This is a genomic window from Clostridia bacterium, from assembly GCA_017405765.1.
Classification (GTDB): domain Bacteria; phylum Bacillota; class Clostridia; order Oscillospirales; family RGIG577; genus RGIG577.
The window spans coordinates 1-21,605 of record JAFQZS010000007.1; the positions used below are offsets into that span (position 1 = coordinate 1).

Here is a 21,605-nt window from a genome sequence, read left to right on the forward strand (position 1 = left end):
CGTGGTCCATTTGCCCGAGCCGGTCTTTCTGTATATGCGGTAGCCGTCCACGCCGTCCTGCGCTTGCCATGCGAGGCTTACCGCGCCGTCTGCGTAGCTTATCGAGGTAATCGTCACGGGCTGCGGGTCAGCGGGCGGATTTGCCGTGATAGTCGCAGCCGTCGCGTCATATCCCTTGCTCCATGCGCTGCCCACATTCGAGCGAAGCGTATACGAATACGTTGTTCCCTCGGTCACGGTCGTATCGGTGTAACTCGTCGCCGTCGTCGATGCAACAATCGTGGTCCATTTGCCCGAGCCGGTCTTTCTGTATATGCGGTAGCCGTCCATACCGGTGACTCCCGTCCACGAAAGCGTTACCTCGCCGTTCGCGTATGAAATATCGCTTATCGTTATCGGAACGGGATCATATGGTACGGTTATGCTTTCTGCAGTATCATCGTAGCTCGTACTGTATACGCCGTTTACACAGGAGCGGACTGTGTATTCGTATGTTTTGCCCGGCTCCACGCTGCTGTCAATATAGTTGGTGGACGTCGTGTTGCTTACAACAGTCGTCCAAATGCCGCCTCGCACTCTTTTGTAAACGCTGTAGCTGTCCGCGCCGGGCATAGCGCTCCAGTTGATTGTTACATTACCGTTTTCTGCCTCAACGGAGCCAATGGTTACGGGTTTCGGCGTATACGGCACTGTAATGCCCCCCGAAACTTTGACCCTCTCACCGTTGTCCATACCTTCAAGCAATGAGCTTACGGCGTAGTAATACGTTTCGCCCTCCTCAATGGTGCTGTCCACATACGTGGTCGCGAGCTGCCTGTCTACGATGACCATCCAGTTGCCGTCTTCGGCCTTTCTAAATATGCGGTAGCCGTCTACACCTTCTATTGCGTCCCAATTCAGGCTGACTGCTCCTTTCGCACGGCTTATATTGGTTATACTTACAGCTGTAGGCGCCGTTTTATTTTTATAATGAATCCTCGAGTTTTCAGTAAGTTTCTCATTAAATAAAGCCTTCCACTGTGCCTCTGTACCAGTGTAGTATATATCTATTCCAAGAGGTAAGGCATAGTCGCCTATACTTGAAACACTCAACGGTATCTCCAAGGATGTAAGGCTACTACATACAAAGAAAGCATAACTATCTATGGTTGTCACACTTGACGGTATCGTTACCGAAGTGAGCCCGCTACAGAGAGAAAACGCAGAACTACTTATTCTCGTCACACCTGATTGAATCGTCACCGAAGTGAGCCCGCTACAGTGATAAAACGCAGAATCTCCCATATATGTCACACCCGATGGTATCGTTACCGAAGTGAGTCCGCTACAATGAGAAAACGCAGAATCTCCTATATATGTCACGCTCGACGGTATTGTTACCGAAGTGAGTCTGTTGCAGTCCTTAAACGCCTGGCGAGCTATGGTTGTAACGCCCTCAGGAATCGTTACCTCTGTAAGACTGGTACAATTTTGAAATGCGCTTTGGGCGATGACCCTAACGCTTGACGGTATCGTTACTGACGTAAGTCCATAACAATTCCGAAACACATCACTTCCTATTGTCGTTACTGGTTTCCCGTTTATCTGTTCGGGTATATTCGCCGACTTTATCGAAGAATCCCCGCCGGTTATGATAATCTCATTACCCGAAAACGACACCTCATAATAAATATTGCCTCCCGTCATAGCATAAGGTGTGTCGTTTCTATCTCCCAACGCCAAGCCCGTCACAGGCAGCATGGAAAACACCATGCACAGCACGATAACGAAGCATATTAACTTCTTTTTCATATTATCCTCCCCGTTTTACGCTTTTTCACCACCACTGTATTATCTGCATCTTGACAATACAAGGATATCATAACAATACATCTTGTACAAGATAAAGCGGGGAAAATGTATGCTTTTCTCTCTCTTTATATATTTTTTTATGCAATGCATATTACAGCAATTCTGAGTCACGTCGCAAACAATGTATGCCCGCTGCGAGCGCGAACGAACTTCCTATACGCCATCTTATCGCCCTCGCCGATTATTATGGCGTATCGACCGATTATATTTTAGGACTAAGCGACAAAAAGACCGCAACATAAAGGACCAGCGCCTTCGGGACACGTTTTTTATTCCCTTTTTTTACTCAAACCTTTTCGTATTCTTATGATCATTCAGTTTTTTATACAAAGAAATCGTTTTCGCTTCATCATTTTTTATATTTTCGGGACAAAATGTTGACTTTAAACGTAAAATCCGGTTATAATTCAATATAGAATATTTTTATCTAAATATAAAACACATCAATAAAGGAGGAATAAACATCATGAAAAACTTCAATTTTGCCGTTCCCGGCCTTGTTTCGTTCGGCGCAGGCTGCATCCAGTCGCTCGGCGACAGACTGAAGGCAAAGAATATGAACCGTGCGCTTCTCATTTCTGACCGCGGTCTTGAAAAGGCGGGCGTAGTGGGTACCGTTGAAGAGATACTTAAAAACGCGGGCATAACGTATGAAAAGTTTTTAGACGTTGAGCCCAATCCGTCCTCCGAGACCGTGCTCAAAGCTGCCGAGGTATTCAAGGCTAATAAGCTTGAAACCATCGTATGCTTGGGCGGCGGCAGCCCGATGGACACCGGCAAGGCGGCGGCAGTTATGGCTACCAATCCCGGCGGTCCCGAGGATTATGCCGGCGGTGTGGATCTTTTTAAAAATCCCATTCCTCCCATCGTTGCGATCCCGACAACGGCAGGCACCGGCAGCGAAAACACTATTTTCGCCGTTATCACAAACAGAAAGACAAACTTCAAATATTCGATAGTTTCCGGCAAATTAACGCCGTCCATTATACTTTTGGACCCCGAGCTTATCACTAAGCTTCCGCCGCTTGTTGCCGCTTCCACCGGTATGGACGCGCTCACCCACGCGGTAGAGTCCTACGTTTCGAGAGGCGCAACGCCCTTCTCCGACGCTATGGGTCAGAAGGCTATGGAATATATCGGCAAGTACCTTCGCCGCTTCGTTGCCGACCGCTCCGATATCGAGGCCGCATCCGGCATGATGATAGCCAGCAACTTCGCAGGCATAGCTTTCTCGTGGGGCTATCTCGGCATGGCTCACGCGATGGCTCACCCGCTCGGCGGATACTACAACGTGCCGCACGGTATTGCAAACGCAATTCTTCTGCCGCATGCATTAAAATTCAACGCCATCGCCGACAAGGACAACCGTTATCGCAGGATATACGACTTTATCCGCGTATCGAACAGCGATATAGGATACTTCGAGCCGTCCATGCTCGTTGAGGAAGTTGTAGACCTCGCAAAATCCTTAGGCATACCGGAGTCGCTCTCCAAGGTGGGCGTTGACGAGACGCACATCCCCGCAATGGCTCTTGACGCCATGAAGGGCAGCCAGGTAAGCAGCTGGCGTATGAATCCTCGTACCTCTACGGCCGCTGATATAGAGCAGCTTTACAGAGACGCATTAAAGCCCATTGAGCTTTGATCATTGCGATAATTCAAGATCAAACGGTATATGCGCGCCTCGTTTTACGGGGCGCGCAATATTTAAAATAACGACTCTTTTTTCGGGAGCTGACATTATGAAAAAAACTTTAGCAAGTCTTATTGCCGCAGCGCTCATATTATGCGCCCTTTACTTCCCCGCATCTGCCAACGACTCTACAACCACATTTCAAACAGCATATAAGGACATAAGCCCCAATACCGAGATCTACGCCGTTACCGACGCTCCCGGGCCGAATTATCCCGTATTCGGCGCAAAGCATGAGCCGTCGGGCGTATATTTCGGAAGGATACTCGCCTCAGGCACGCTGCCCGGCGGCAGCTACGGCGTTGTCAATGCGGGCGAATTTGCAGACGAATCCATTATCTCGTTCTATTACAGCTTGGGAAACGCATATTCGCTTGAATACTGGTCGTATCTCTTTGGAAGCCATGTTTCCGACGGGAACCGCGCCCTGCTTATAAACCTGAACTTTGAGCGCGAGGGCGAAGACTGCACAGCCGTTTCAAACGGCACGTATGACGAGCAGCTAAGAGCTGATTTTAAGTTCCTCTCTACGCTCGATACGCCGGTGTTTTTGCGCATCGGCGGCGAGATGAACGTATGGGGCGAGGCGGAGACTGCGCCTTCGGCGCTTGCTTCAAAATACATAGACGCCTACCGCCATATCGCCGCTCTCGCGCGCGAGCTTAGCCCCAACGTCGCACTCGTCTTTTCGCCCAACTATTCAAGCTCGTATAAGCTCGATATGGACAGCTTCTATCCCGGCGACGACGTTGTCGACTGGGTCGGCGTGTCGCTCTATTATGACCGCTACAGCGTAAACGGCGATACGGCGCGCGACGCCTTCTACGGCGTGGGCGTTTACGGCAGCGCGCTTCTCAATGTGCAGCAGGGTGTTAATCTTTCGCGCATCCATAAAAAGCCGCTCATCGCGACCGAGGGCGGCTCGGCGCATACGATAAACGGCGCAGACGTTACGGCCTTCGCATCCGAACAGGTCGAGAAGGCGATGGCCTATCTTCCCATGCTCTATCCCGAGATAAAGGCGATAGTCTACTCCGACTCCAGCTTCGGCGGCGGTCCGCGCGACTATACGATATACAACAATACCACGATGACACAATCCTTTGACAAGGGCGTTAGCGGCAACGCGGCGCTTCTTCACAGCGTGCGCGGCAATGCAAAGTTCTATACTCCGCTTGAAAGCGTGAAAAGTGACCTTTCCGGCAGAATAGAGCTTTCGGCTTATACTTACTCTTCGGAGCGTATAAGCGCGTCGTGGTACCTCGACGGAAAGTGGGTCCATGCCGTTTCCAACTATCCGCTTAAGTATACGCTTAACGCCGACGCGCTCTCGGGCGGTGAGCATACGATAGGCGTTGTATTCTCGAACGGAGTTAAAAAAGACGTTAAGTTCACCGTGGCGGGATCTATAGCGCCTCAGCCGCAAAGCGGCGCAAAAGTAATACTCACGCGCCAAAATCTCAAAGTGAACGGCGAGTCAAAGGAAGCGGAGATATACAACATTGGCGGCAGCAATTTCTTCAAGCTGCGCGATATCGCAATGCTTTTAAACGGCACGGGAAGCGAATTCAGCGTTGATTTCGACTCTTCGCAAAATGCGGTTACCGTTGTAACAGGCGCGCCGTATTCACCTGTCGGCGGAGAGCTTGTCACCGGCAGGGACAATTCGGCTTCTGCCGTTTCAAGCTCGCAGACGGTAATTATAAACGGGCAGGCAGCCGCGCTTACAGCCTATAACATCGGCGGCAACAACTTCTTTAAGCTGCGCGAGATGGGCGAGGCGCTCGGCTTCGACGTCGATTACGACGCGGACACGGCAACGATGCTCGTTTCAAGCAGAGAATGATCTTTAAACGCTCCGCGCCCCGAAAGGACCGGCGTCTTTTCGGGGCGCATTTTATTGACTTTAACCGCTTCGTGATTTACAATAAAAATGGATTTTTTCAAAGGTGGCAGATAAATGCAAAGCTTGATAATATCGTTTGAGGTAGTGCTTCCCCTTTTTATCATGCTGGCGATAGGATATATCGTAAGGCTTTTGAAGATGGTCACGGACGACGTGCTTATAAAGATAAATCGCGTCTGTTTTCACGTCTTTTTGCCGCTTTTATTGTTCGTAAGCATTTACAAGGCGGATATAAGCACGGTATTCAATCCGCGGCTTCTTCTCTTTGCCTTTGTCGCCGTATTATGTTTATTTGCCGCGGCCTTTTTCATAACGGGCTTCTTCGTTAAACAGCGGCGCCGCCGCTCCGTTATGATACAGGCGATATTCAGAAGCAATTTCGTGATATTCGGCGTACCGATAGCCATATCGCTTTGCGGCGAGGCAAGCGCCGGCATTCCCGCGATAACGAGCGCGCTCGTTGTACCGATGTATAACGTGCTGTCGGTATTCGTGCTTTCGCTGTTTTCTGAGAGTACGTTCAGCTTAAAGAAAACGCTTTTACAGGTGGCAAAAAACCCGCTCGTGCTGGCTTCGCTTTTCGGGGTCCTGATGCTTATAACGGGCGTAAAGCTGCCCGAGCTTATTATTTCCGTCGCAGACGACCTTGCCGCCGTGGCGACCCCGCTTTCGCTCGTCGTGTTAGGAGGACTTTTTAAGTTTTCATCGGCAAAAAAGAACAAACGCGCCCTTATATTCGGCGTTGCGGCAAAGCTTATAGCCGTGCCCGCGATAATGCTTCCCATAGCGGCCGCTCTCGGTTTTCGCGGCGTGGATCTCGTAGTATGCCTGTCGATATTCGCGTCTCCCATCGCCATAGCCTCGTTCACTATGGCACAGCAAATGGGCGCGGACGCCGAGCTTGCGGGAGAGCTTGTTGTGTTTTCGGCGTTTCTGTCGATAATCACTATATTTGTTTTTGTATTCATATTAAAACAGCTTGCGCTGATATAGATACTGTAAAACCGAAGGGGGTCAAATAATGAAACGAATAGACTATGACAACAAGGTGGGCGAGCTTCGCAAATCAGGCATGTGCTGTGCGCAGATCGTTTTAAACGCAGGGCTTGAGATACGCGGCGAGGAAAATCCTCAAATGGTTCGCGCGGCGCGTACGCTTTGCAGCGGTATGCAAAATCAGAAGACGTGCGGCGCGCTTGCAGGCGGGGCGCTTCTTCTGGGGCTTTGGGACGCGCCGAAAACAGGCGCGATGGTAAGAGAGCTTGACAACTGGTTCGAGGCGGAATACGGCACCTCGACCTGCGGAAAGCTTTTAAAGCTGAAACGCGAAGACGAGCGTTATTCATGCGGCAATCTTATCCGCGCTTCAATAAACAAGTGTCAGGATATTTTGACACAGCAGGGACTTATAGAGGAATAGCTTTTCGAGGCTGCGGCAGTCGCCGCAGCCTTTTATCTTCCGAAAAAGCGGCTTACTATTACTATACTTGCCGCAAAGCCGACAAAATCGGCCAAAAGCGCGGCGAACGGCGCATATGATATCTTTCTTATCTTTGCCGCGCCGAAGTAAACAGCTATCGTATAAAACGTCGTTTCCGTCGAGCCCATCATAACGGAGGCGCATCGTCCCGCAAAGCTGTCGGGGCCCGATTTTTCAAAAATATCCGACACTATGGCAAGCGAGCCGCTGCCCGACACGGGCCTTAAAAGCCCCAAAGGCACCACTTCCTTCGGTATCCCGAGCTTTGACAAGACCGGCTCGAGCGCGAACGTAAGAAGGTCGAGCGTGCCCGACGCTTTAAATATCTCTATCGCAAACAAAAGCCCCAAAAGCGACGGAAGTATCTGTTTTAACGTATAAATGCCCTCTTTCGCTCCCTCTAAAAATTCGTCGAATACGGGCACTTTTTTATATATGCCGTATATGATCACGGCAGCGACGAGCGCCGCCATAATGTTTTCGCTGAGTATCTTTATTTTTTTGCACCTCCGCGTTATTTTTTCACCGCTCCGCACACCTTTGCCGTAAGTATCGCGCTAAAAAGGCATATGGCGGAGGCGAGCCATATGGGAGCCGTCACCTCGAACGGATTTTCGGATCCCGCCTCTATCCTAAGCGCAATAAGCGACGACGACATAAGCTGAAACGAAGCCGTATTCATAACTACGAACATTATCATAGAGCGGTCGGCCGTGTCGCTTCCGCCGCCCTGCTCCTTCATCTGCTCCATTGCCCTTATGCCTATCGGCGTCGCCGCGTTTGCAAGCCCCAGAAGGTTTGCCGCTATATTCATAACAATGCTTGACATGGCAGGGCTTTCGGGCCGTATGTCGGGAAAAAGCCGCTTCATCACGGGAGAAATAACACGGCACACTCCGCCCAGCATATTCGACCTTTCGATTATGCGCATAAGGCCGGACCAAAGGCAGACCGCGCCGCCTATCGTTATTAAAAGCCTTACCGCCTCTGACGCGCCGTTAAAGACCGCCTCTGACACGGCCGCGCCGCGCCCGCATATAAAGCCCACGGCGCACCCCATGATTATCATAGCGGCGAACAGCTTATTCATCATATAGCATCGCCCCCGAATATATATAGTATTATATATGTCATGTGGTTAGAAATATGCTTTTTTGTAAAAATCTTGCTGATACATACCACATTGATTAGTACTTGCCAGAATTTCCAATGTATGCTAAAATAACATAAGAAAAGACACATATCGAAAATTTTCGTTGATTTTTCATATTTATCATAGGAGGACAAAAAAATGAAATCTACAGGTATTGTTAGAAAGGTCGATGAGCTGGGACGCATAGTTCTCCCCATCGAGCTGCGCCGCACGCTCGACATCGCCGAAAAGGACTCGCTTGAGATTTATGTTGACGGCAACACCATAATCCTCAAAAAGTACCAGCCGGGCTGCATATTCTGCGGCAATGCAAAGAATGTTACCAATTTCAAGAATAAGATCGTATGCGAAGACTGCATAAAGGAAATGTCCGAATAATAGACCGTATGACCACGTTCAAGGTATATACATGACAAACACAGCCCCGACCGCACGTCGGGGCTGCTTTTCTGTGTGGGTGGGTTATGCCGGGGCGCGCAGCAACAAAAGACCCTCGCTTATTTCCTTCTATGGCCCTCGCTGTTTCCTTTTTCGTTTATAAAACATCCTGTGCTGTACGACTTTCTTGCTTTTACATAACAAAAAAGCGACGAAGCTTTTGCTTCATCGCTTTTTCTCAAATAATACCCCGCCACGCCGTGTAATCATCATTTCTTTGACCCTGCTAATTGCAGGTGGGTATCCTCCTGTGGTCGCCACGTTCCCTTCGTCCGCAAAGCGGGAGGTCTACATCTTACCGACAGAGCCGGAATCCCGTATTTTTGAAGTGTAGGTTCAAAAATATGACGACTATCACGCGCCAGGCAGGGATATTTTATTCACTTTTCAATGCTCTATATCGTAATGATCTTCAAGCTCATAATAATCGGCCAATCTCTCCTCAAACAAGGACAGTACTTCTTCATACTCGTCGTCGTCCTCGATAGTGGCAAGTATCTCATCGCCGCTTTCATCGACCATAAGCTTCAATATAAGAAGCAGATCCTCCTGCGCGAGCACATCCTCCTCGTCAAGATCGGCTTTTACCATTGCAAAATACGTATTGTTGTTAAACTCAAGCGTATCAAGATGCTCATATTCGGCCTCTTCGCCGTTCTCGTCTATCAGCGTAATAAAATCATTGCCAAAATCGTCGTTCATTATTCTTACCTCCCGCAAAAGGCCCAAGCATCACTTGTTTACGCTTATATTTTACTACACCAAACGAAAAGCGTCAACTCGCTTTTAGATAAAAAGTACAAACTGTCCGAAAATTATTTATTCCAGGCCTATCAAATGGCTTGCGTCGTTCTCGGCCAAAATGCGAATGCGGCCGTCTTCGGCAATATCCATAGTCGTTACGCTCGTATTTTTGCACCACACATGAAAGCCCATATACTTTACGGGTATGGCGCGCGCATAACATAAAAACGTTTTTATCGCTATGGCATGGCTTACTATGCATACGGATGCTTCGGGATTATTCTTTACTATTTCAAAGATTTTATTCGCTATGCGTATCTGAAGGTCCGAGGCGCTCTCGCCTCCCGGAGTGCTTATAATATCGGGCGCGTCGTTGAATCTTTTAAACTCCTCTTTTCGGTCCTCCATTATTTCCTTCCACTCGAGGTTTTCCCATTCGCCGCCGTTAAGCTCTCTTAGCTGTGCGTCGCGGATTATCTGTATATCCCTGTCTCCGACAACTGCTCTGGCCGTCTCATATGCGCGCTTTAGATCAGACGAATAGACCGCGTCTATCACGATATCCTTAAAGCGTTCGCCCAGCCTTTCAAGCTGGATCCTCCCCTTTTTTGTGATCTCGCTGTCGTAATGGCCGTGATAGCGCATCGACGTATTGCCTGACGCTTCGGCGTGACGTATAAGATATATCCTCGTCATAATACGCTCACCACATTTTCGCCGAACCGGTAAGCTCCGATACGGACGCAACGCCGTTGTCCTCCATGAACTTCTCAAGTCCGCGCTTTATCTCGATAGGCGCCAAAGGATTTACGAGCGCGGCGCTGCCCACGGCTACGGCCGAGGCTCCCGCCATCATAAGCTCCACGGCGTCCTCCCCGCGCGCTACTCCCCCCATGCCGATTATGGGAAGCTTCACGGCTTCATATACGTCGTGTACCATGCGCACCGCTATCGGGAAGACTGCCGGACCCGAAAGGCCGCCGGTATTGTTTTTAAGTATGGGTCTGCGCGTTTTTATGTCTATTCTCATGCCGAGCAGCGTGTTTATCAAAGAAAGCGCGTCCGCGCCGCCGCTTTCGGCTGCTTTAGCTATTTTTTTAATATCAGTAACGTTCGGCGAAAGCTTTATTATCACAGGCTTCTTTGAAACGGCTTTTACGCGGCTCGTCACCTCGTATACGGCCCTTTCGTCCACGCCGAAGGCAACGCCTCCCTCCTTTACGTTGGGGCAGGAGATGTTTACCTCAAGCATATCGACGTCGGCGTCCGAAAGGATGCGCGCCATTTCCACATAATCCTCGACGGTATTGCCCGCCATGTTGGCGATTATTTTTACGTCAAACCCGCGAAGGAACGGAAGTTCGTCTTTTATAAAGCTTTCAACGCCGGGATTTTGAAGCCCCACGGAATTGAGCATACCCGAGGCGGATTCGGCAACTCGCGGCGGCGGATTGCCCGCCTTCGGCTTAAGGGTAAGTCCCTTTACCGATACGGCTCCGAGCTGGGAAAGGTCGAAAAATTCCGAAAATTCGCGGCCGAAGCCGAATGTGCCCGAAGCCGTGACTATCGGGTTCTTAAGCTCTACGCCGGCTATGTTTACCGCTGTATTTAACTTGCTCACAGGATTACCTCCTTTGAGTTGAATACGGGGCCGTGCTTGCATACATGCAGATATTCGTTTTCATTTTCGGCGCTTTTTACGGCGCAGGCAAGGCATACGCCGAATCCGCAGGCCATGCGCTCCTCAAGCGATATCCACGCCGGTATGTTGTATTTGCACGCGAGCGTATGAACGGCCTTGAGCATCGGCAGCGGGCCGCATGCATATATCGCCTTATAATGATGATTAACAACAAGGCTGTGCGCCGCTCCTACCGCGGTGCCCTGTATACCGTATGAGCCGTCGTCTGTAGTTATTACTACCTCGCGGCATACGTCGGCAAATCTGTTGTGGCTCACGAGCACGCGCTTCGACTTATATCCGAGCAGCGCGTCGCACGAATTTCCCTTTGCCTTTGCCACCATGTAAAGCGGGAACACGCCGAGTCCCCCGCCTATAAGCAGAACGTCGCCCTGTATATCCGTATTAAAACCGTTGCCCAAAGGACCGAGCACATTTAAAAAGTCGCCAGATTTCAGCTGCGAAAGATATCGCGTGCCCTGCCCCTTTACTTCAAATATCATGCTCACGCGCGAGCCGTTCACATCGTGTATGCTTATCGGTCGTCTTAAAAAAGTATCGTCGCCGCAGGCCACCTGCACAAACTGTCCCGCATGCGCTTCTTTTGCAAGATTCTCGCATTCGATTATTATTTCATAGATGTTTCCCGCATGCCACCGCTTTGCCGCGATCTCTGCGTTATATGTTGATTTTGACATTAAACGGATAACTCCCTTCACAAAAAAGCAAAGTATGCTCTTTGCCTTAATAAGCATATCATTAAGCTTTGCGCTTTGCAATATCGACGCATCTTTTTGGCGAAACGCACAAAATATAGGGTTCGGGCGGCAGGGTTTTTAATATGTACGCTTTTATACGGGAAGATATGCGGGGGAATATAATCGCAAAAGCGGGACTGCTAAATCTCAGTCCCGCTGCTCTGTAAAAGTTTTATTTTTCATTAACCTGCAATGGTCATATTCGTCTCTTTTTTACACTAATCGTATCACTCAGTCAAATAAAACCTGTAATGCCCACGCCAAGCATACTTTTCATTTGCGATCATATCAACCGAAGGATTGCCTCTGCTGAACAAAACGAAATAACCCTTAAGCCCATTCCCGTCGTAGTAGTAATCCACTACGTTTTTGCCGCAACCGAAATTTCTGTCAAGATACATTTCGAGGCATACCTCTCTACCTTTCGCCACCGCATATTCTACGACTGCGGCGTTTTTATATGTGTCTATCTCTGCCGTCGTCATAGTCTCCTTATTATATTCGGGAATATAAATATCAGGTGCAAACGAGCTTCCCGCAAATTGCAGTCCCGAATACCAATTCATACGGATATCTTCAAGTGGAGTAAACTCTACGCCCACTTCTATAAGGCCATCGCCTAAAAATCTTGCAAAACCGTGTTCCTCTAAGCACTCGCGTCCCGTACCGTATCCATTTTCATTTTTATCAAGCTTCGCTGTATTGCCTGCTTGTACACGGTTTACCCATCGTATCTCAATGACTTTTCCCTCAATGTCGATTTCGTTCGTTTCTATACCATCTGCATAGACTTCCCACGAAATGGTACGCGCTGTCGGTGTTCCATTTTTAGGCGTATCTGTGTATATATTATGATTGCCTCCCGTCGTATTTGACGTTATAACACCCTTCGCGGGGTTGAGCCTGTCGCCATCCGCATTGTTTTCCGCGCTAAAATCATACGGGCCTATCCAGTCAGTCATTGTGGAAAACAGCGTATTACCTTTATACGCCGCACCTGCAAAATTCATTATATTGTTATATCCCCACTTGCGCCATGTAAAAGTGAAATCGCCGTCTGTGACAATAATGCCATCCTGAATCCTTTTTGCGCTCAGAGCTGCTTTTGGCATTATCTCTGTTATCTCACTTCCCGCTGCATACTCAATAACGCTTGCAGAATATCCAACTGCGCCATTTACGTACATTATCGCTGCATCTTTAGGTATTATGATGTAAGCCTCTTTTTCATGCCAATCCGGAAGATAGTTTCCGCGAACCAGAATATTATTATTGCTGTCAAGTATGGTATATAGGTCATATGCGCTTGAGCTCGGCTGATATCCTATAACGTGCAAGCGTTCTCCCTCTTTAACATCGTATTTTTGACAGTAATATGACATAGTGAGTTCTGAGGTATCTATCAGTTCTTTTTTAGACGCGCTGTAAAGTCTGCTCGTATATGTCTGAGCCGAGGTCTTTATATTTGTGTGAAACTCTGGAATCTCTCCGCTTAAAACCACGGTTTGCGTCGCACCGTCCCAGTCCACGTGCAGGCCGAGCGAATTGCCAACCGCGCGAAGCGGCAGGTACGTCGTACCGTTATATAATACGGGGTATACGACATTGCCGTTCACATCGGAAAACTCTTGTATCACGCCATTTATGATTATAGTAAAATCAGGGCGAAGCTGCGCCGTTATCTGTGTATTGCTTATTGCAGAATCAAATGCTGCAGCAGACGTAGATTTCTTCTTATCGGATGAAACGAGCGTTACTGTCTGTGTCGCGCCATCCCATCCTACATCCATGCCGAGCGAATTGCCAACTGCGCGAAGCGGTAGGTATGTCGTACCGTTATATAATACAGGGTATACGACTGTATTATTTGCATCGGTAAACGTCCTAACTTCATCATTTATAATTATCGTAAAATCAGGGCGAAGCTGCGCCGTTATCTGTGTGCCGTCTGCCGCCAAGCCCATCATGGGCAGCATGGTTATGACCATGACTATCGCCACGATAAGGCTCAATATCTTCTTTTTCAAAATTGCTCATTCCTTCCTTGTTTTATTTATCTATATAAACGCGAATACTCGCCGTTGTTTTCCGGTTTTTTAGATCAGCCTGCCCCCTATATCACTGTCGAGGAGCAAAGCGACGAAGGATCTTAATGCTGAAAGATCCTTCGCTTCGCTCAGGATGACACTGAAAAGAAGCCCAGGATGACAAAGGACGGAGGCGCACGGGATGGCGCTGGGGAATACGGATCGCCGCGTCTTGGGGCGGCCGGAGAGCGGGTGCAAATTGCCGCGCCGCTTCTCTGATGCGCAAGACGACAGCTTTTACCTTACCCTGCCGCCAAAAGGGCTGTTTAACGCAAATTCACAAAAAAGCAGTGTTTTCGGCCCCCCATTTTTTAATTCTCTTTACTGTTCTTCGACAGAAAAAAGCCCGTTTTTCCCTCGTTTTCCTATTGTTTTACCATAAAAAGGTGGGGAAAAAAGTATACTTTTTTCCCCACGCTTTCTTGCACAACAAGTAGTAGTGTGCTATACTCGTATTGTCAAAATATAGTCAGTTTTAAGTGGTGACTAAAGTATACTTTTTTCCCCATTTCTACATAAACAAAAAACTCCCCGAACGGAATTTTCCGTTCGGGGAGTTTGTCTTTCACATCTTATACGTCCGCGATATTCACCATTTCAAGCTCATGCGCCTTCTTGTCGAGCTTCAGACACTCGACTACGGCGTTGGCCGTATCGAACGACGTAAGGCATACAACGCCGCGCTCTACCGACTTGCGGCGGATGCGCACGCCCTCTCTTTGGGGCTGTCTGCCGTGAGTCGAGGTGCTGATAACGTAATTTACCTTGCCGCTCTCGATGAAATTCAAGACATTGTCGTATTTGTCCTCGCTTATCTTCTTTACGCTGGTGGCGTCAATGCCGTTCTGACGAAGGTATCTCGCCGTACCGCCTGTGCCGTAGATCGCGAAGCCCATATCAACGAATTTGCGGGCAAGCTCGGGAAGCTCGGGCTTGTCCTTGTCTCTTATCGAGAAGAGAACGCCGCCGCTACTGTTAAGCTTATATCCGCTTGCCGTAAGTCCCTTTAAGAGCGCCTCGTCAAACGTGCGCGCAAGACCCAAAACCTCGCCGGTCGACTTCATCTCGGGGCCGAGCTGCGTATCAACGTCGTGAAGCTTCTCAAACGAGAATACCGGTACCTTGACCGCAAAATAATCGCTCTCTTTATATATGCCCGTGCCGTAGCCGAGGCTCTTTAACGGTTCGCCCAAGATGCAGCGCGTCGCAAGCTCTATCATCGGGATGTTCGTTACCTTGGAGATATACGGAACCGTGCGCGACGAGCGCGGGTTTACCTCGATAACATATACCTCGCCGTTATATACGACGTACTGAATATTTATAAGTCCCAAAACTTTCAGCTCTTTTGCAAGCTTGGCCGTATATTCGACTATCGTCTTCTTTATTTCGTCAGAGAGGCTGTACGCCGGATATACCGATATGGAGTCGCCAGAATGGACGCCGGCGCGCTCGAGATGCTCCATTATGCCGGGGATAAGAATGTCCTCGCCGTCGCTTATGGCGTCTACCTCGACCTCCTTGCCCATCATATACTTATCTATAAGTATCGGATGCTCCTGTACCTCGCGGTTTATAATGCCCATGAACTCCTTTACGTCGTCATCGTTGTAGGCGATGACCATGCCCTTGCCGCCCAGCACGTATGACGGACGCACGAGCACGGGATATCCAATATCGTTCGCCGCCGCGAGCGCCTCGTCAAGCTTATATACGCTTGCGCTCTTCGGTCTCGGTATGCCGCAGCGCTCAAGCACGCCGTCGAATATCTCTCTGTCCTCGGCCGCGTCTATCATATCGGGCTGAGTGCCAAGGATTTTTACGCCGGAATCCTTTATATGCTGAACAAGATTTATGGCCGTCTGACCGCCGAACTGTACTATCGCGCCGTCAGGCTTCTCCGTTTCGAGAATGGAAAGCACGTCCTCGCGCGTGAGCGGCTCGAAATAGAGCCTGTCGGAGGTGTCGAAGTCCGTAGATACCGTTTCGGGGTTGTTGTTTGCGATTATCGTCTCATATCCCAGATTTTTAAGCGCCCATACGCAGTGTACGGAGCAGTAGTCGAATTCTATGCCCTGGCCTATTCTTATCGGACCCGAACCGAATACGAGTATCTTCTTTTTATCGGAGGGGCGCGCCTCGTTGTCCTCGTCATATGTTGAGTAGTAATACGGCGTTTTCGCCTCTATTTCACCGGCGCAGGTGTCTACCATTTTGTATACGGGCTTTATCGGGGTCTTTATCTTTTCGCCGGAAAGCGCCTCTATCGTGCTGTCCAAAAAGCCCATCTTCTTTGCCTCGCGGTAAATGTTGGGCGTTAAAAGCTCTTCCTCAAGCAGGTATTCCATATTGATAAGGCCCTGGAGCTTGTTTATGAACCAGCGGTCCATCTTCGTTATATCGTATATTTCGTCGATCTTCACACCGCGTCTCAAAGCGGCGCAGATGTAGAATATGCGCTCGTCGTTGCACTTTTTAATGTCCTCGATTATATCGGGAAGCTCCATCTCTTCGATGTGCGGCATATACATGCGGTCAAGCTTTAACTCAATGCACCTTACAGCCTTCATAAGCGCCGCTTCAAAGCTGTCGGCTATGCACATTACCTCGCCCGTAGCCTTCATCTGCGTTCCGAGCGTTCTGTCGCCGTAAACAAATTTATCAAACGGCCATTTGGGGAATTTCAAAACGATGTAGTCTATCGACGGTTCGCTTGATGCGAACGTAGTACCCGTTACGGAGTTCTTTATCTCGTCCAAGTTATAGCCTATGGCTATCTTCGACGCGACTCTGGCTATCGGATAGCCCGTAGCTTTCGATGCAAGCGCGCTTGAGCGCGATACGCGCGGATTTACCTCGATCACGGCGTATTCAAAGCTGTCGGGATTTACGGCGAACTGTACGTTGCAGCCGCCCTCAACGCCCAAAGCGCACACTATTTTGAGCGCCGAAGCCCTAAGACGCGCGCATTCCACGGCGGAAAGCGTCTGCGTGGGAGCAACTACAATGCTGTCGCCCGTGTGTACGCCTACGGGGTCCACGTTTTCCATATTGCATATGGATATCGCGTTTCCCGCGCTGTCGCGCATGACCTCATACTCTATCTCCTTCCAGCCTGCCACGCACTTTTCTATGAGTATCTGGCCTACGCGGCTTGCGCGGATGCCGGCTTCCGATATCTCTCTAAGCTGCGCTTCGTCGTTCGCGCGGCCGCCGCCCGTGCCGCCCATCGTATACGCAGGGCGCACTATTACGGGATATTCTATCTCGCCGGCAAATTCGACGGCGTCCTCTATAGTCGTTACGACCTTCGACGCGATGCACGGCTCGCCTATCTCCTCCATCGTGTCCTTGAATGCCTGGCGGTCCTCCGCCTTTCTTATGGTATCTACCTTTGCACCAAGCAGCTTAACGCCGTGTGCGTCAAGAAATCCGCTTTCGGCAAGCTCTATGCTTAAGTTAAGTCCCATCTGGCCGCCGAGATTTGAAAGTACGGCGTCGGGGCTTTCTATCTCTATTATGCGCTTTAAAACATCTATATTGAGCGGCTCAAGATATATTTTATCCGCCATATGCTTGTCCGTCATTATCGTGGCCGGATTGGAGTTTACTAAAACAACGCAGATGCCGTCCTCTTTGAGCGCCTTGCACGCCTGAGTGCCGGCATAGTCGAATTCCGCCGCCTGACCTATGATTATCGGGCCGGAGCCGATAACGAGCACTTTTTTAAGTTCCTTACGAAGTGGCATTTTTCTTTCCTCCTAACCTTTAAGCGAATCTAAAAACTCACTGTAAATATAGCCTGTACCGTATTCCTTGGGATAAGCGTCGGGATAGAACTGCACTGTCCTTATCTTCTTATCGGGATAATCGAGGCCCTCTATTGTACCGTCGTTCTGACATATGAACGACGCCTTCGCGCCCTCGGGCAGCGCATCCGCGCTTACTGCGTATACGTGGCTCTGCTGCGTGGGATAAACGCGCGATATCGTATTGTCGCGCACGGTGCACGACGCGCTCCTGTGCGGCTTTTTCATCTGCTCCGTTTTGCCGCCCAGCGCGCTTGCTATCATAAGATGACCCATATCTATGCCCAGCATGGGAAGGCCTAGCTCTGTAAGCTCCTTTACTCTGCCCGTATATTTCTTTATATTCTCCTCAAGCTCTCCCGCCGCGCCCGAAATTATGACTGCGTCAAAATTCATGCGGGCTATATCCGCGACGTCGCTTCTCGGCGGATAAACGGTGATCTCGGCTCCCTTCTCGGTGAACGCCTTTATAACGCTCTTTTTCGTGCCGAAATCATAGAGCGCTATACGGTATTTCGTTTCGCCCTCGGGCTTATATACCTCGGGGAATATGCCCGTAGCTCCAAGCACGCCGAAATCAAGCGGCGTACATTCCAAAACAAAGCCTACATCCTCGTAATCTATCTTATCGTCCGTAGCCAGTACCGCTGCGCGAATGCGGTCGCCGCTGCGCAGCCGCTTTACAAGCGCGCGCGTATCTATGCCCTCTATCCCGACAATGCCCTTTTCCTTCATCAGATCGGACAATGTGCGCTCCGAACGGAAGTTGCTCGGAAAGTCAACGTATTCTTTAACTACAAGAGCCGTTGCGCAAAAATCCATACCGTCCTCTTCATTGGCGCCGTAGCTTCCGATTATGGGATAAGTCATTATCACCAGCTTGTTCTGATGAGCAGGGTCGCACAAAATCTCCTGATATCCTGCCATTGCGGAATAAAAGACAAGCTCACCTACAGCATTTTTCTCCGCTCCGAATGAACGGCCGTAAAATCTTTCTCCGCTTTCAAGCACTAAAACCGCCTGCATACCGTTTACACTCCTTTATATCTTTTATACTTATATAAGGCGGGCTGTCAGTTTTCAGCCTATCGCCGCCGTTATCTCGTCTCTCATGCGTATCGCCTCAGCTTTCGCGGCCTCGGCAAAGTTTATATCGTCGCCAGTTTTTTTGTAGGCGCACATTATGGCGCGCGAAGAATTTATCACCGCGCCCAGGCCGTCCTTATTAAAGGCGTTCACTATATCGGCCGCGCCCGCGCCCTGCGCGCCGTAGCCCGGCACCAAGAAGTAAGCCTTGGGCATACGCTTTCTTAATATTTTCTGCATTTCGGGGTACGTTGCTCCCACTACCGCGCCGACGGAAGAATAGCCGCTCTCGCCTATAAGCCCTTCTCCCCAGCCGTTCACCATATCGGCCATGACCTCGTAAACGGCGTCACCGCCTATCTTTTTGTCCTGAAGCTCGCCGGATGAGGGATTCGACGTTTTAACGAGCACGAAGATGCTCTTTTTATGCTCGCGGCACGCCTCGACAAACGGAGTTATGCCGTCCGTTCCCAGATATCCGTTCACCGTCACGCTGTCGGCGTCGAACGAGGCCACGTTCTCGCCGCCCACGTCTGCGCCCGAAAGATAAGCGCCCGCGTATGCCTTCGCGGTAGAACCTATGTCGTTTCGCTTAACGTCCGCTATAACGTAAAGGCCCTTGTCTTTCGCATACTTTATCGTCTCGTCAAGCACCTTCACTCCTCGCCAGCCGTAAAGCTCGTAATACGCCGACTGAAGCTTGACTGCCGCCACCACGCCGCAAAGCGCGTCTATAAGCGCGGTGTTGAATTTGAATATGGCCGCCGCTGCGCCTTCAAGATTTTTTCCGTGCGCCTCGAAGCATTCGTTTATTATATGCTCGGGCACATATGAAAGAAGCGGATCAAGTCCGGCGACTGTGGGATTCTTTTTCTCTTTTATTTTTTTGATAAGAATATCTGCCGACATATGTCCTCCTAAATAAAATCACTTTTATATACTACTTCTCCGTTTGATATCGTGCAGAGAACACGGCCGCGAAGCGTCATACCGTCGAACGGCGTGTTCTTCGATTTTGACGCGAAGCTTGATTTATTTACCTTATATTCTTCCGTGTCGAACAAAACTATATCGGCGCGGCTTCCCGTAGTAAGGCTGCCGCCTTCTATGCCCAAAATGGCCGCGGGATTCGTGCTCATAAGGCGAATGAGCTTTCTTATGCTCATTTTCCCCGCCGCAACGAGGTACGTATAGCATACGGGCAGCGCCGTTTCAAGTCCCACTATGCCGAACGCGCCTTTTTTAAGCTCGCCCTTGTCTTCAACGGAATGAGGCGCATGGTCTGTCGCTATCACGTCTATCGTTCCGTCTCTCAATCCCTCTATTACCGCGTCTATATCCTCCTCGGTGCGAAGCGGCGGATTCATCTTTGCGTTCACACCAAACTTCACAACCGCGTTTTCCGTAAGCGAAACGTAATGCGGCGCGGTCTCGCACGTTATATTCGGATTTATCTTCTTGGCCCAGCGTACAGCCTCAACGGATTCCTTGCAGCTTACGTGCGCGATGTGGAGCCTGTTTTTCTTCGGCAGAGAAAGCATTACGTCGCGCATCACCGCCATATATTCGGCCATGCGTGACATTCCTCTAAGTCCGTACTCGTAAGACACGCGTCCCTCGTTTATAACGCCGCCGTCAACAAGGTCAAGGTCTTCGCTGTGGGCTATCGACAGAATGTTGTTCGCGTCCGCCGCCTTTAATACGTCGAGCATGAGCTTCGAGTTCTCAACGGGGCGTCCGTCGTCTGACACGGCTATCGCGCCCGCCTCTTTGAGCGCCTTTATGTCGACGAGCTCTTCACCCTTTAAGCCCTTCGTCATCGCGGCGACGGGATAAACGTGTACATGCGTGTCCGCCGCCTTATCCGTTATATATTTTACAAGCTCCGGCGTATCAATGACGGGCTTTGTATTCGCCATGCACGCGACCGAGGTGAAACCGCCCTTTAATGCCGCCTCGGCGCCCGAATAAATGTCTTCTTTATATTCAAATCCCGGATCGCGGAAATGCACGTGCATATCGATAAAGCCCGGCGCGGCTATGCAGTCGGAGCCGTCTATCGTCGTGTCTGCCTTTTCGTTTATCGAAGCCGCCAGTTTTTTTATCCTTCCGTCCTCTATGAAAATATCGGAAATGCGGTCAAGCTTCTGGGTAGGGTCTATGACCCGCGCTTTTTTGATAAGTATAGTCATATAAAGCCCTCCTTCTTTTTATGATCTCAGTTCCACTCTGTTCATTTCGCCGTCCTTTAAAAGATACGCTTTTACGTCCTCCGACGCCGACGTTGGCACATTCTTTCCCACAAAGTCGGCGCGAATGGGAAGCTCCCTGTGTCCTCTGTCTATAAGGGCCGCAAGCTGAATGAGACGCGGTCTTCCCAGATGCATTACGGCGTCTATCGCCGCGCGCACCGTGCGTCCGGTCGAAAGCACGTCGTCCACGAGTATTACCGTCTTGTCGTCTATATCGAAAGCAATATTCGTATTGGTGTCCTTCGGCACGCTGCGTCCTTTCATGTCGTCGCGGAACATCGTAGTATCTATAGTTCCTACCATTACGGAGGTGTTCTCGCTTATTGATATGCGCTCGGCAAGCATCTTCGCCAAAGCCACTCCGCCGCTGTATATACCTATAAGGCAAAGGCCCGAAGCTCCGCGGTTCTTTTCTATTATCTGATACGATATTCTCGTTACGGCGCGGTCTATCGCCTGAGCGTCCATCAATATTTTTTCGCCCACGACTTCGCCTCCCTCATAAAATAATACCCCTTGTCCGCAAGGAACAAGGGGTTAAACATCCGCAAAGACACGCAAAGAAGCGTTTGTATAACAGCCTTATCGGCCTCACGGGACCGATTTAAAGGATTTTTCTTAATGATACACCCTTTTTTATTTAAAGTAAAGTCATTTTAAAAAATTA

19 protein-coding genes and 1 other RNA gene are annotated in these 21,605 nt (G+C 49.7%); 6 read left to right on the plus strand and 14 right to left on the minus strand.

Features of this window, described 5'->3' with window-relative positions:
* The coding region (locus IJG50_01720) for a leucine-rich repeat protein (protein ID MBQ3378564.1) at positions 1–1,791 on the minus strand (1,791 nt) is incomplete at its 3' end.
* Between the two features lie 526 nt (positions 1,792–2,317).
* On the opposite strand from IJG50_01720, the gene IJG50_01725 reads away from it, so the two are divergent.
* The 4 genes from IJG50_01725 (at position 2,318) to IJG50_01740 (ending at position 6,870) form a co-directional block, all read left to right on the plus strand.
* Positions 2,318–3,496: an iron-containing alcohol dehydrogenase gene (locus IJG50_01725; GenBank protein ID MBQ3378565.1), complete on the plus strand. Its 1,179-nt coding sequence runs from the start codon at positions 2,318–2,320 to the stop codon at positions 3,494–3,496.
* Between the two features lie 97 nt (positions 3,497–3,593).
* Positions 3,594–5,390 carry a hypothetical protein gene (locus IJG50_01730; GenBank protein ID MBQ3378566.1) on the plus strand — a complete coding sequence of 599 codons (1,797 nt, stop codon included), beginning with the start codon at positions 3,594–3,596 and terminating at the stop codon, positions 5,388–5,390.
* Positions 5,391–5,504: 114 nt separating this feature from the next.
* A complete protein-coding gene (locus IJG50_01735) occupies positions 5,505–6,443 on the plus strand; it encodes an AEC family transporter (GenBank protein ID MBQ3378567.1) in 939 nt (312 codons plus the stop codon).
* Positions 6,444–6,471: 28 nt separating this feature from the next.
* Entirely contained in the window at positions 6,472–6,870 is a 399-nt protein-coding gene (locus IJG50_01740; GenBank protein ID MBQ3378568.1) for a C_GCAxxG_C_C family protein, read from the plus strand.
* 32 nt (positions 6,871–6,902) lie between these two features.
* On the opposite strand, the gene IJG50_01745 is transcribed toward IJG50_01740, so the two are convergent.
* Positions 6,903–7,403, minus strand: coding sequence for a spore maturation protein (locus tag IJG50_01745; GenBank protein ID MBQ3378569.1), 501 nt, complete (start codon positions 7,401–7,403; stop codon positions 6,903–6,905).
* A 41-nt stretch (positions 7,404–7,444) separates the two neighbouring features.
* Positions 7,445–8,023, minus strand: a complete 579-nt coding sequence (locus tag IJG50_01750) for a hypothetical protein (GenBank protein ID MBQ3378570.1) — start codon at positions 8,021–8,023, stop codon at positions 7,445–7,447.
* A gap of 198 nt (positions 8,024–8,221) precedes the next feature.
* On the opposite strand from IJG50_01750, the gene IJG50_01755 reads away from it, so the two are divergent.
* A complete protein-coding gene (locus IJG50_01755) occupies positions 8,222–8,461 on the plus strand; it encodes an AbrB/MazE/SpoVT family DNA-binding domain-containing protein (protein ID MBQ3378571.1) in 240 nt (79 codons plus the stop codon).
* Positions 8,462–8,705: 244 nt separating this feature from the next.
* Here IJG50_01755 and ssrS read toward each other — a convergent pair.
* The 6 genes from ssrS to IJG50_01785 all read right to left on the minus strand — a co-directional run bounded on the left by ssrS (position 8,706) and on the right by IJG50_01785 (position 13,731).
* Positions 8,706–8,896: non-coding RNA, 6S RNA (ssrS, locus tag IJG50_01760), on the minus strand.
* Positions 8,897–8,908: 12 nt separating this feature from the next.
* Complete coding sequence (locus tag IJG50_01765; protein MBQ3378572.1) at positions 8,909–9,223, minus strand: DUF1292 domain-containing protein; 315 nt, start codon at positions 9,221–9,223, stop codon at positions 8,909–8,911.
* A 117-nt stretch (positions 9,224–9,340) separates the two neighbouring features.
* The gene (locus IJG50_01770) at positions 9,341–9,961 is read right to left on the minus strand and encodes a histidine phosphatase family protein (GenBank protein ID MBQ3378573.1); all 621 of its coding nucleotides are present in this window, start codon (positions 9,959–9,961) and stop codon (positions 9,341–9,343) included.
* Positions 9,962–9,968: 7 nt separating this feature from the next.
* Positions 9,969–10,928, minus strand: a complete 960-nt coding sequence (locus IJG50_01775) for a dihydroorotate dehydrogenase (protein MBQ3378574.1) — start codon at positions 10,926–10,928, stop codon at positions 9,969–9,971.
* Positions 10,883–11,644 carry a dihydroorotate dehydrogenase electron transfer subunit gene (locus tag IJG50_01780; GenBank protein ID MBQ3378575.1) on the minus strand — a complete coding sequence of 254 codons (762 nt, stop codon included), beginning with the start codon at positions 11,642–11,644 and terminating at the stop codon, positions 10,883–10,885. The genes IJG50_01775 and IJG50_01780 overlap by 46 nt, the downstream gene beginning before the upstream one ends.
* 287 nt (positions 11,645–11,931) lie before the next feature.
* Entirely contained in the window at positions 11,932–13,731 is a 1,800-nt protein-coding gene (locus tag IJG50_01785) for a hypothetical protein (protein ID MBQ3378576.1), read from the minus strand.
* 202 nt (positions 13,732–13,933) lie between these two features.
* On the opposite strand from IJG50_01785, the gene IJG50_01790 reads away from it, so the two are divergent.
* Positions 13,934–14,173, plus strand: coding sequence for a hypothetical protein (locus IJG50_01790; GenBank protein MBQ3378577.1), 240 nt, complete (start codon positions 13,934–13,936; stop codon positions 14,171–14,173).
* Between the two features lie 190 nt (positions 14,174–14,363).
* Here the strand turns inward: IJG50_01790 and carB are convergent, their stop codons facing one another.
* Genes carB through pyrR form a run of 5 tightly spaced genes read right to left on the minus strand, consistent with a single transcriptional unit; the run spans position 14,364 to position 21,424 of the window.
* Complete coding sequence (carB, locus tag IJG50_01795; GenBank protein MBQ3378578.1) at positions 14,364–17,540, minus strand: carbamoyl-phosphate synthase large subunit; 3,177 nt, start codon at positions 17,538–17,540, stop codon at positions 14,364–14,366.
* A 12-nt stretch (positions 17,541–17,552) separates the two neighbouring features.
* Positions 17,553–18,626, minus strand: a complete 1,074-nt coding sequence (locus IJG50_01800; protein ID MBQ3378579.1) for a carbamoyl phosphate synthase small subunit — start codon at positions 18,624–18,626, stop codon at positions 17,553–17,555.
* 54 nt (positions 18,627–18,680) lie between these two features.
* A complete protein-coding gene (gene pyrF, locus IJG50_01805) occupies positions 18,681–19,595 on the minus strand; it encodes an orotidine-5'-phosphate decarboxylase (protein MBQ3378580.1) in 915 nt (304 codons plus the stop codon).
* A gap of 8 nt (positions 19,596–19,603) precedes the next feature.
* Positions 19,604–20,878, minus strand: coding sequence for a dihydroorotase (locus tag IJG50_01810; protein ID MBQ3378581.1), 1,275 nt, complete (start codon positions 20,876–20,878; stop codon positions 19,604–19,606).
* Positions 20,879–20,896: 18 nt separating this feature from the next.
* Positions 20,897–21,424 carry a bifunctional pyr operon transcriptional regulator/uracil phosphoribosyltransferase PyrR gene (pyrR, locus tag IJG50_01815; protein ID MBQ3378582.1) on the minus strand — a complete coding sequence of 176 codons (528 nt, stop codon included), beginning with the start codon at positions 21,422–21,424 and terminating at the stop codon, positions 20,897–20,899.
* Positions 21,425–21,605 lie beyond the last annotated feature (181 nt).

Bases quoted from the DNA above. Each gene is read 5' to 3' on its own strand.
- pyrF (MBQ3378580.1), bottom strand. From the start codon at position 19,595: ATGTCGGCAGATATTCTTATCAAAAAAATAAAAGAGAAAAAGAATCCC.
- IJG50_01750 (MBQ3378570.1), bottom strand. From the start codon at position 8,023: ATGATGAATAAGCTGTTCGCCGCTATGATAATCATGGGGTGCGCCGTG.
- IJG50_01735 (MBQ3378567.1), top strand. From the start codon at position 5,505: ATGCAAAGCTTGATAATATCGTTTGAGGTAGTGCTTCCCCTTTTTATC.
- IJG50_01770 (MBQ3378573.1), bottom strand. From the start codon at position 9,961: ATGACGAGGATATATCTTATACGTCACGCCGAAGCGTCAGGCAATACG.
- IJG50_01775 (MBQ3378574.1), bottom strand. From the start codon at position 10,928: ATGCAAGCACGGCCCCGTATTCAACTCAAAGGAGGTAATCCTGTGAGC.
- IJG50_01730 (MBQ3378566.1), top strand. From the start codon at position 3,594: ATGAAAAAAACTTTAGCAAGTCTTATTGCCGCAGCGCTCATATTATGC.
- IJG50_01800 (MBQ3378579.1), bottom strand. From the start codon at position 18,626: ATGCAGGCGGTTTTAGTGCTTGAAAGCGGAGAAAGATTTTACGGCCGT.
- IJG50_01780 (MBQ3378575.1), bottom strand. From the start codon at position 11,644: ATGTCAAAATCAACATATAACGCAGAGATCGCGGCAAAGCGGTGGCAT.
- IJG50_01765 (MBQ3378572.1), bottom strand. From the start codon at position 9,223: ATGAACGACGATTTTGGCAATGATTTTATTACGCTGATAGACGAGAAC.
- IJG50_01740 (MBQ3378568.1), top strand. From the start codon at position 6,472: ATGAAACGAATAGACTATGACAACAAGGTGGGCGAGCTTCGCAAATCA.
- IJG50_01790 (MBQ3378577.1), top strand. From the start codon at position 13,934: ATGGCGCTGGGGAATACGGATCGCCGCGTCTTGGGGCGGCCGGAGAGC.
- carB (MBQ3378578.1), bottom strand. From the start codon at position 17,540: ATGCCACTTCGTAAGGAACTTAAAAAAGTGCTCGTTATCGGCTCCGGC.
- IJG50_01725 (MBQ3378565.1), top strand. From the start codon at position 2,318: ATGAAAAACTTCAATTTTGCCGTTCCCGGCCTTGTTTCGTTCGGCGCA.
- IJG50_01810 (MBQ3378581.1), bottom strand. From the start codon at position 20,878: ATGACTATACTTATCAAAAAAGCGCGGGTCATAGACCCTACCCAGAAG.
- IJG50_01745 (MBQ3378569.1), bottom strand. From the start codon at position 7,403: ATGGCGGCGCTCGTCGCTGCCGTGATCATATACGGCATATATAAAAAA.
- IJG50_01755 (MBQ3378571.1), top strand. From the start codon at position 8,222: ATGAAATCTACAGGTATTGTTAGAAAGGTCGATGAGCTGGGACGCATA.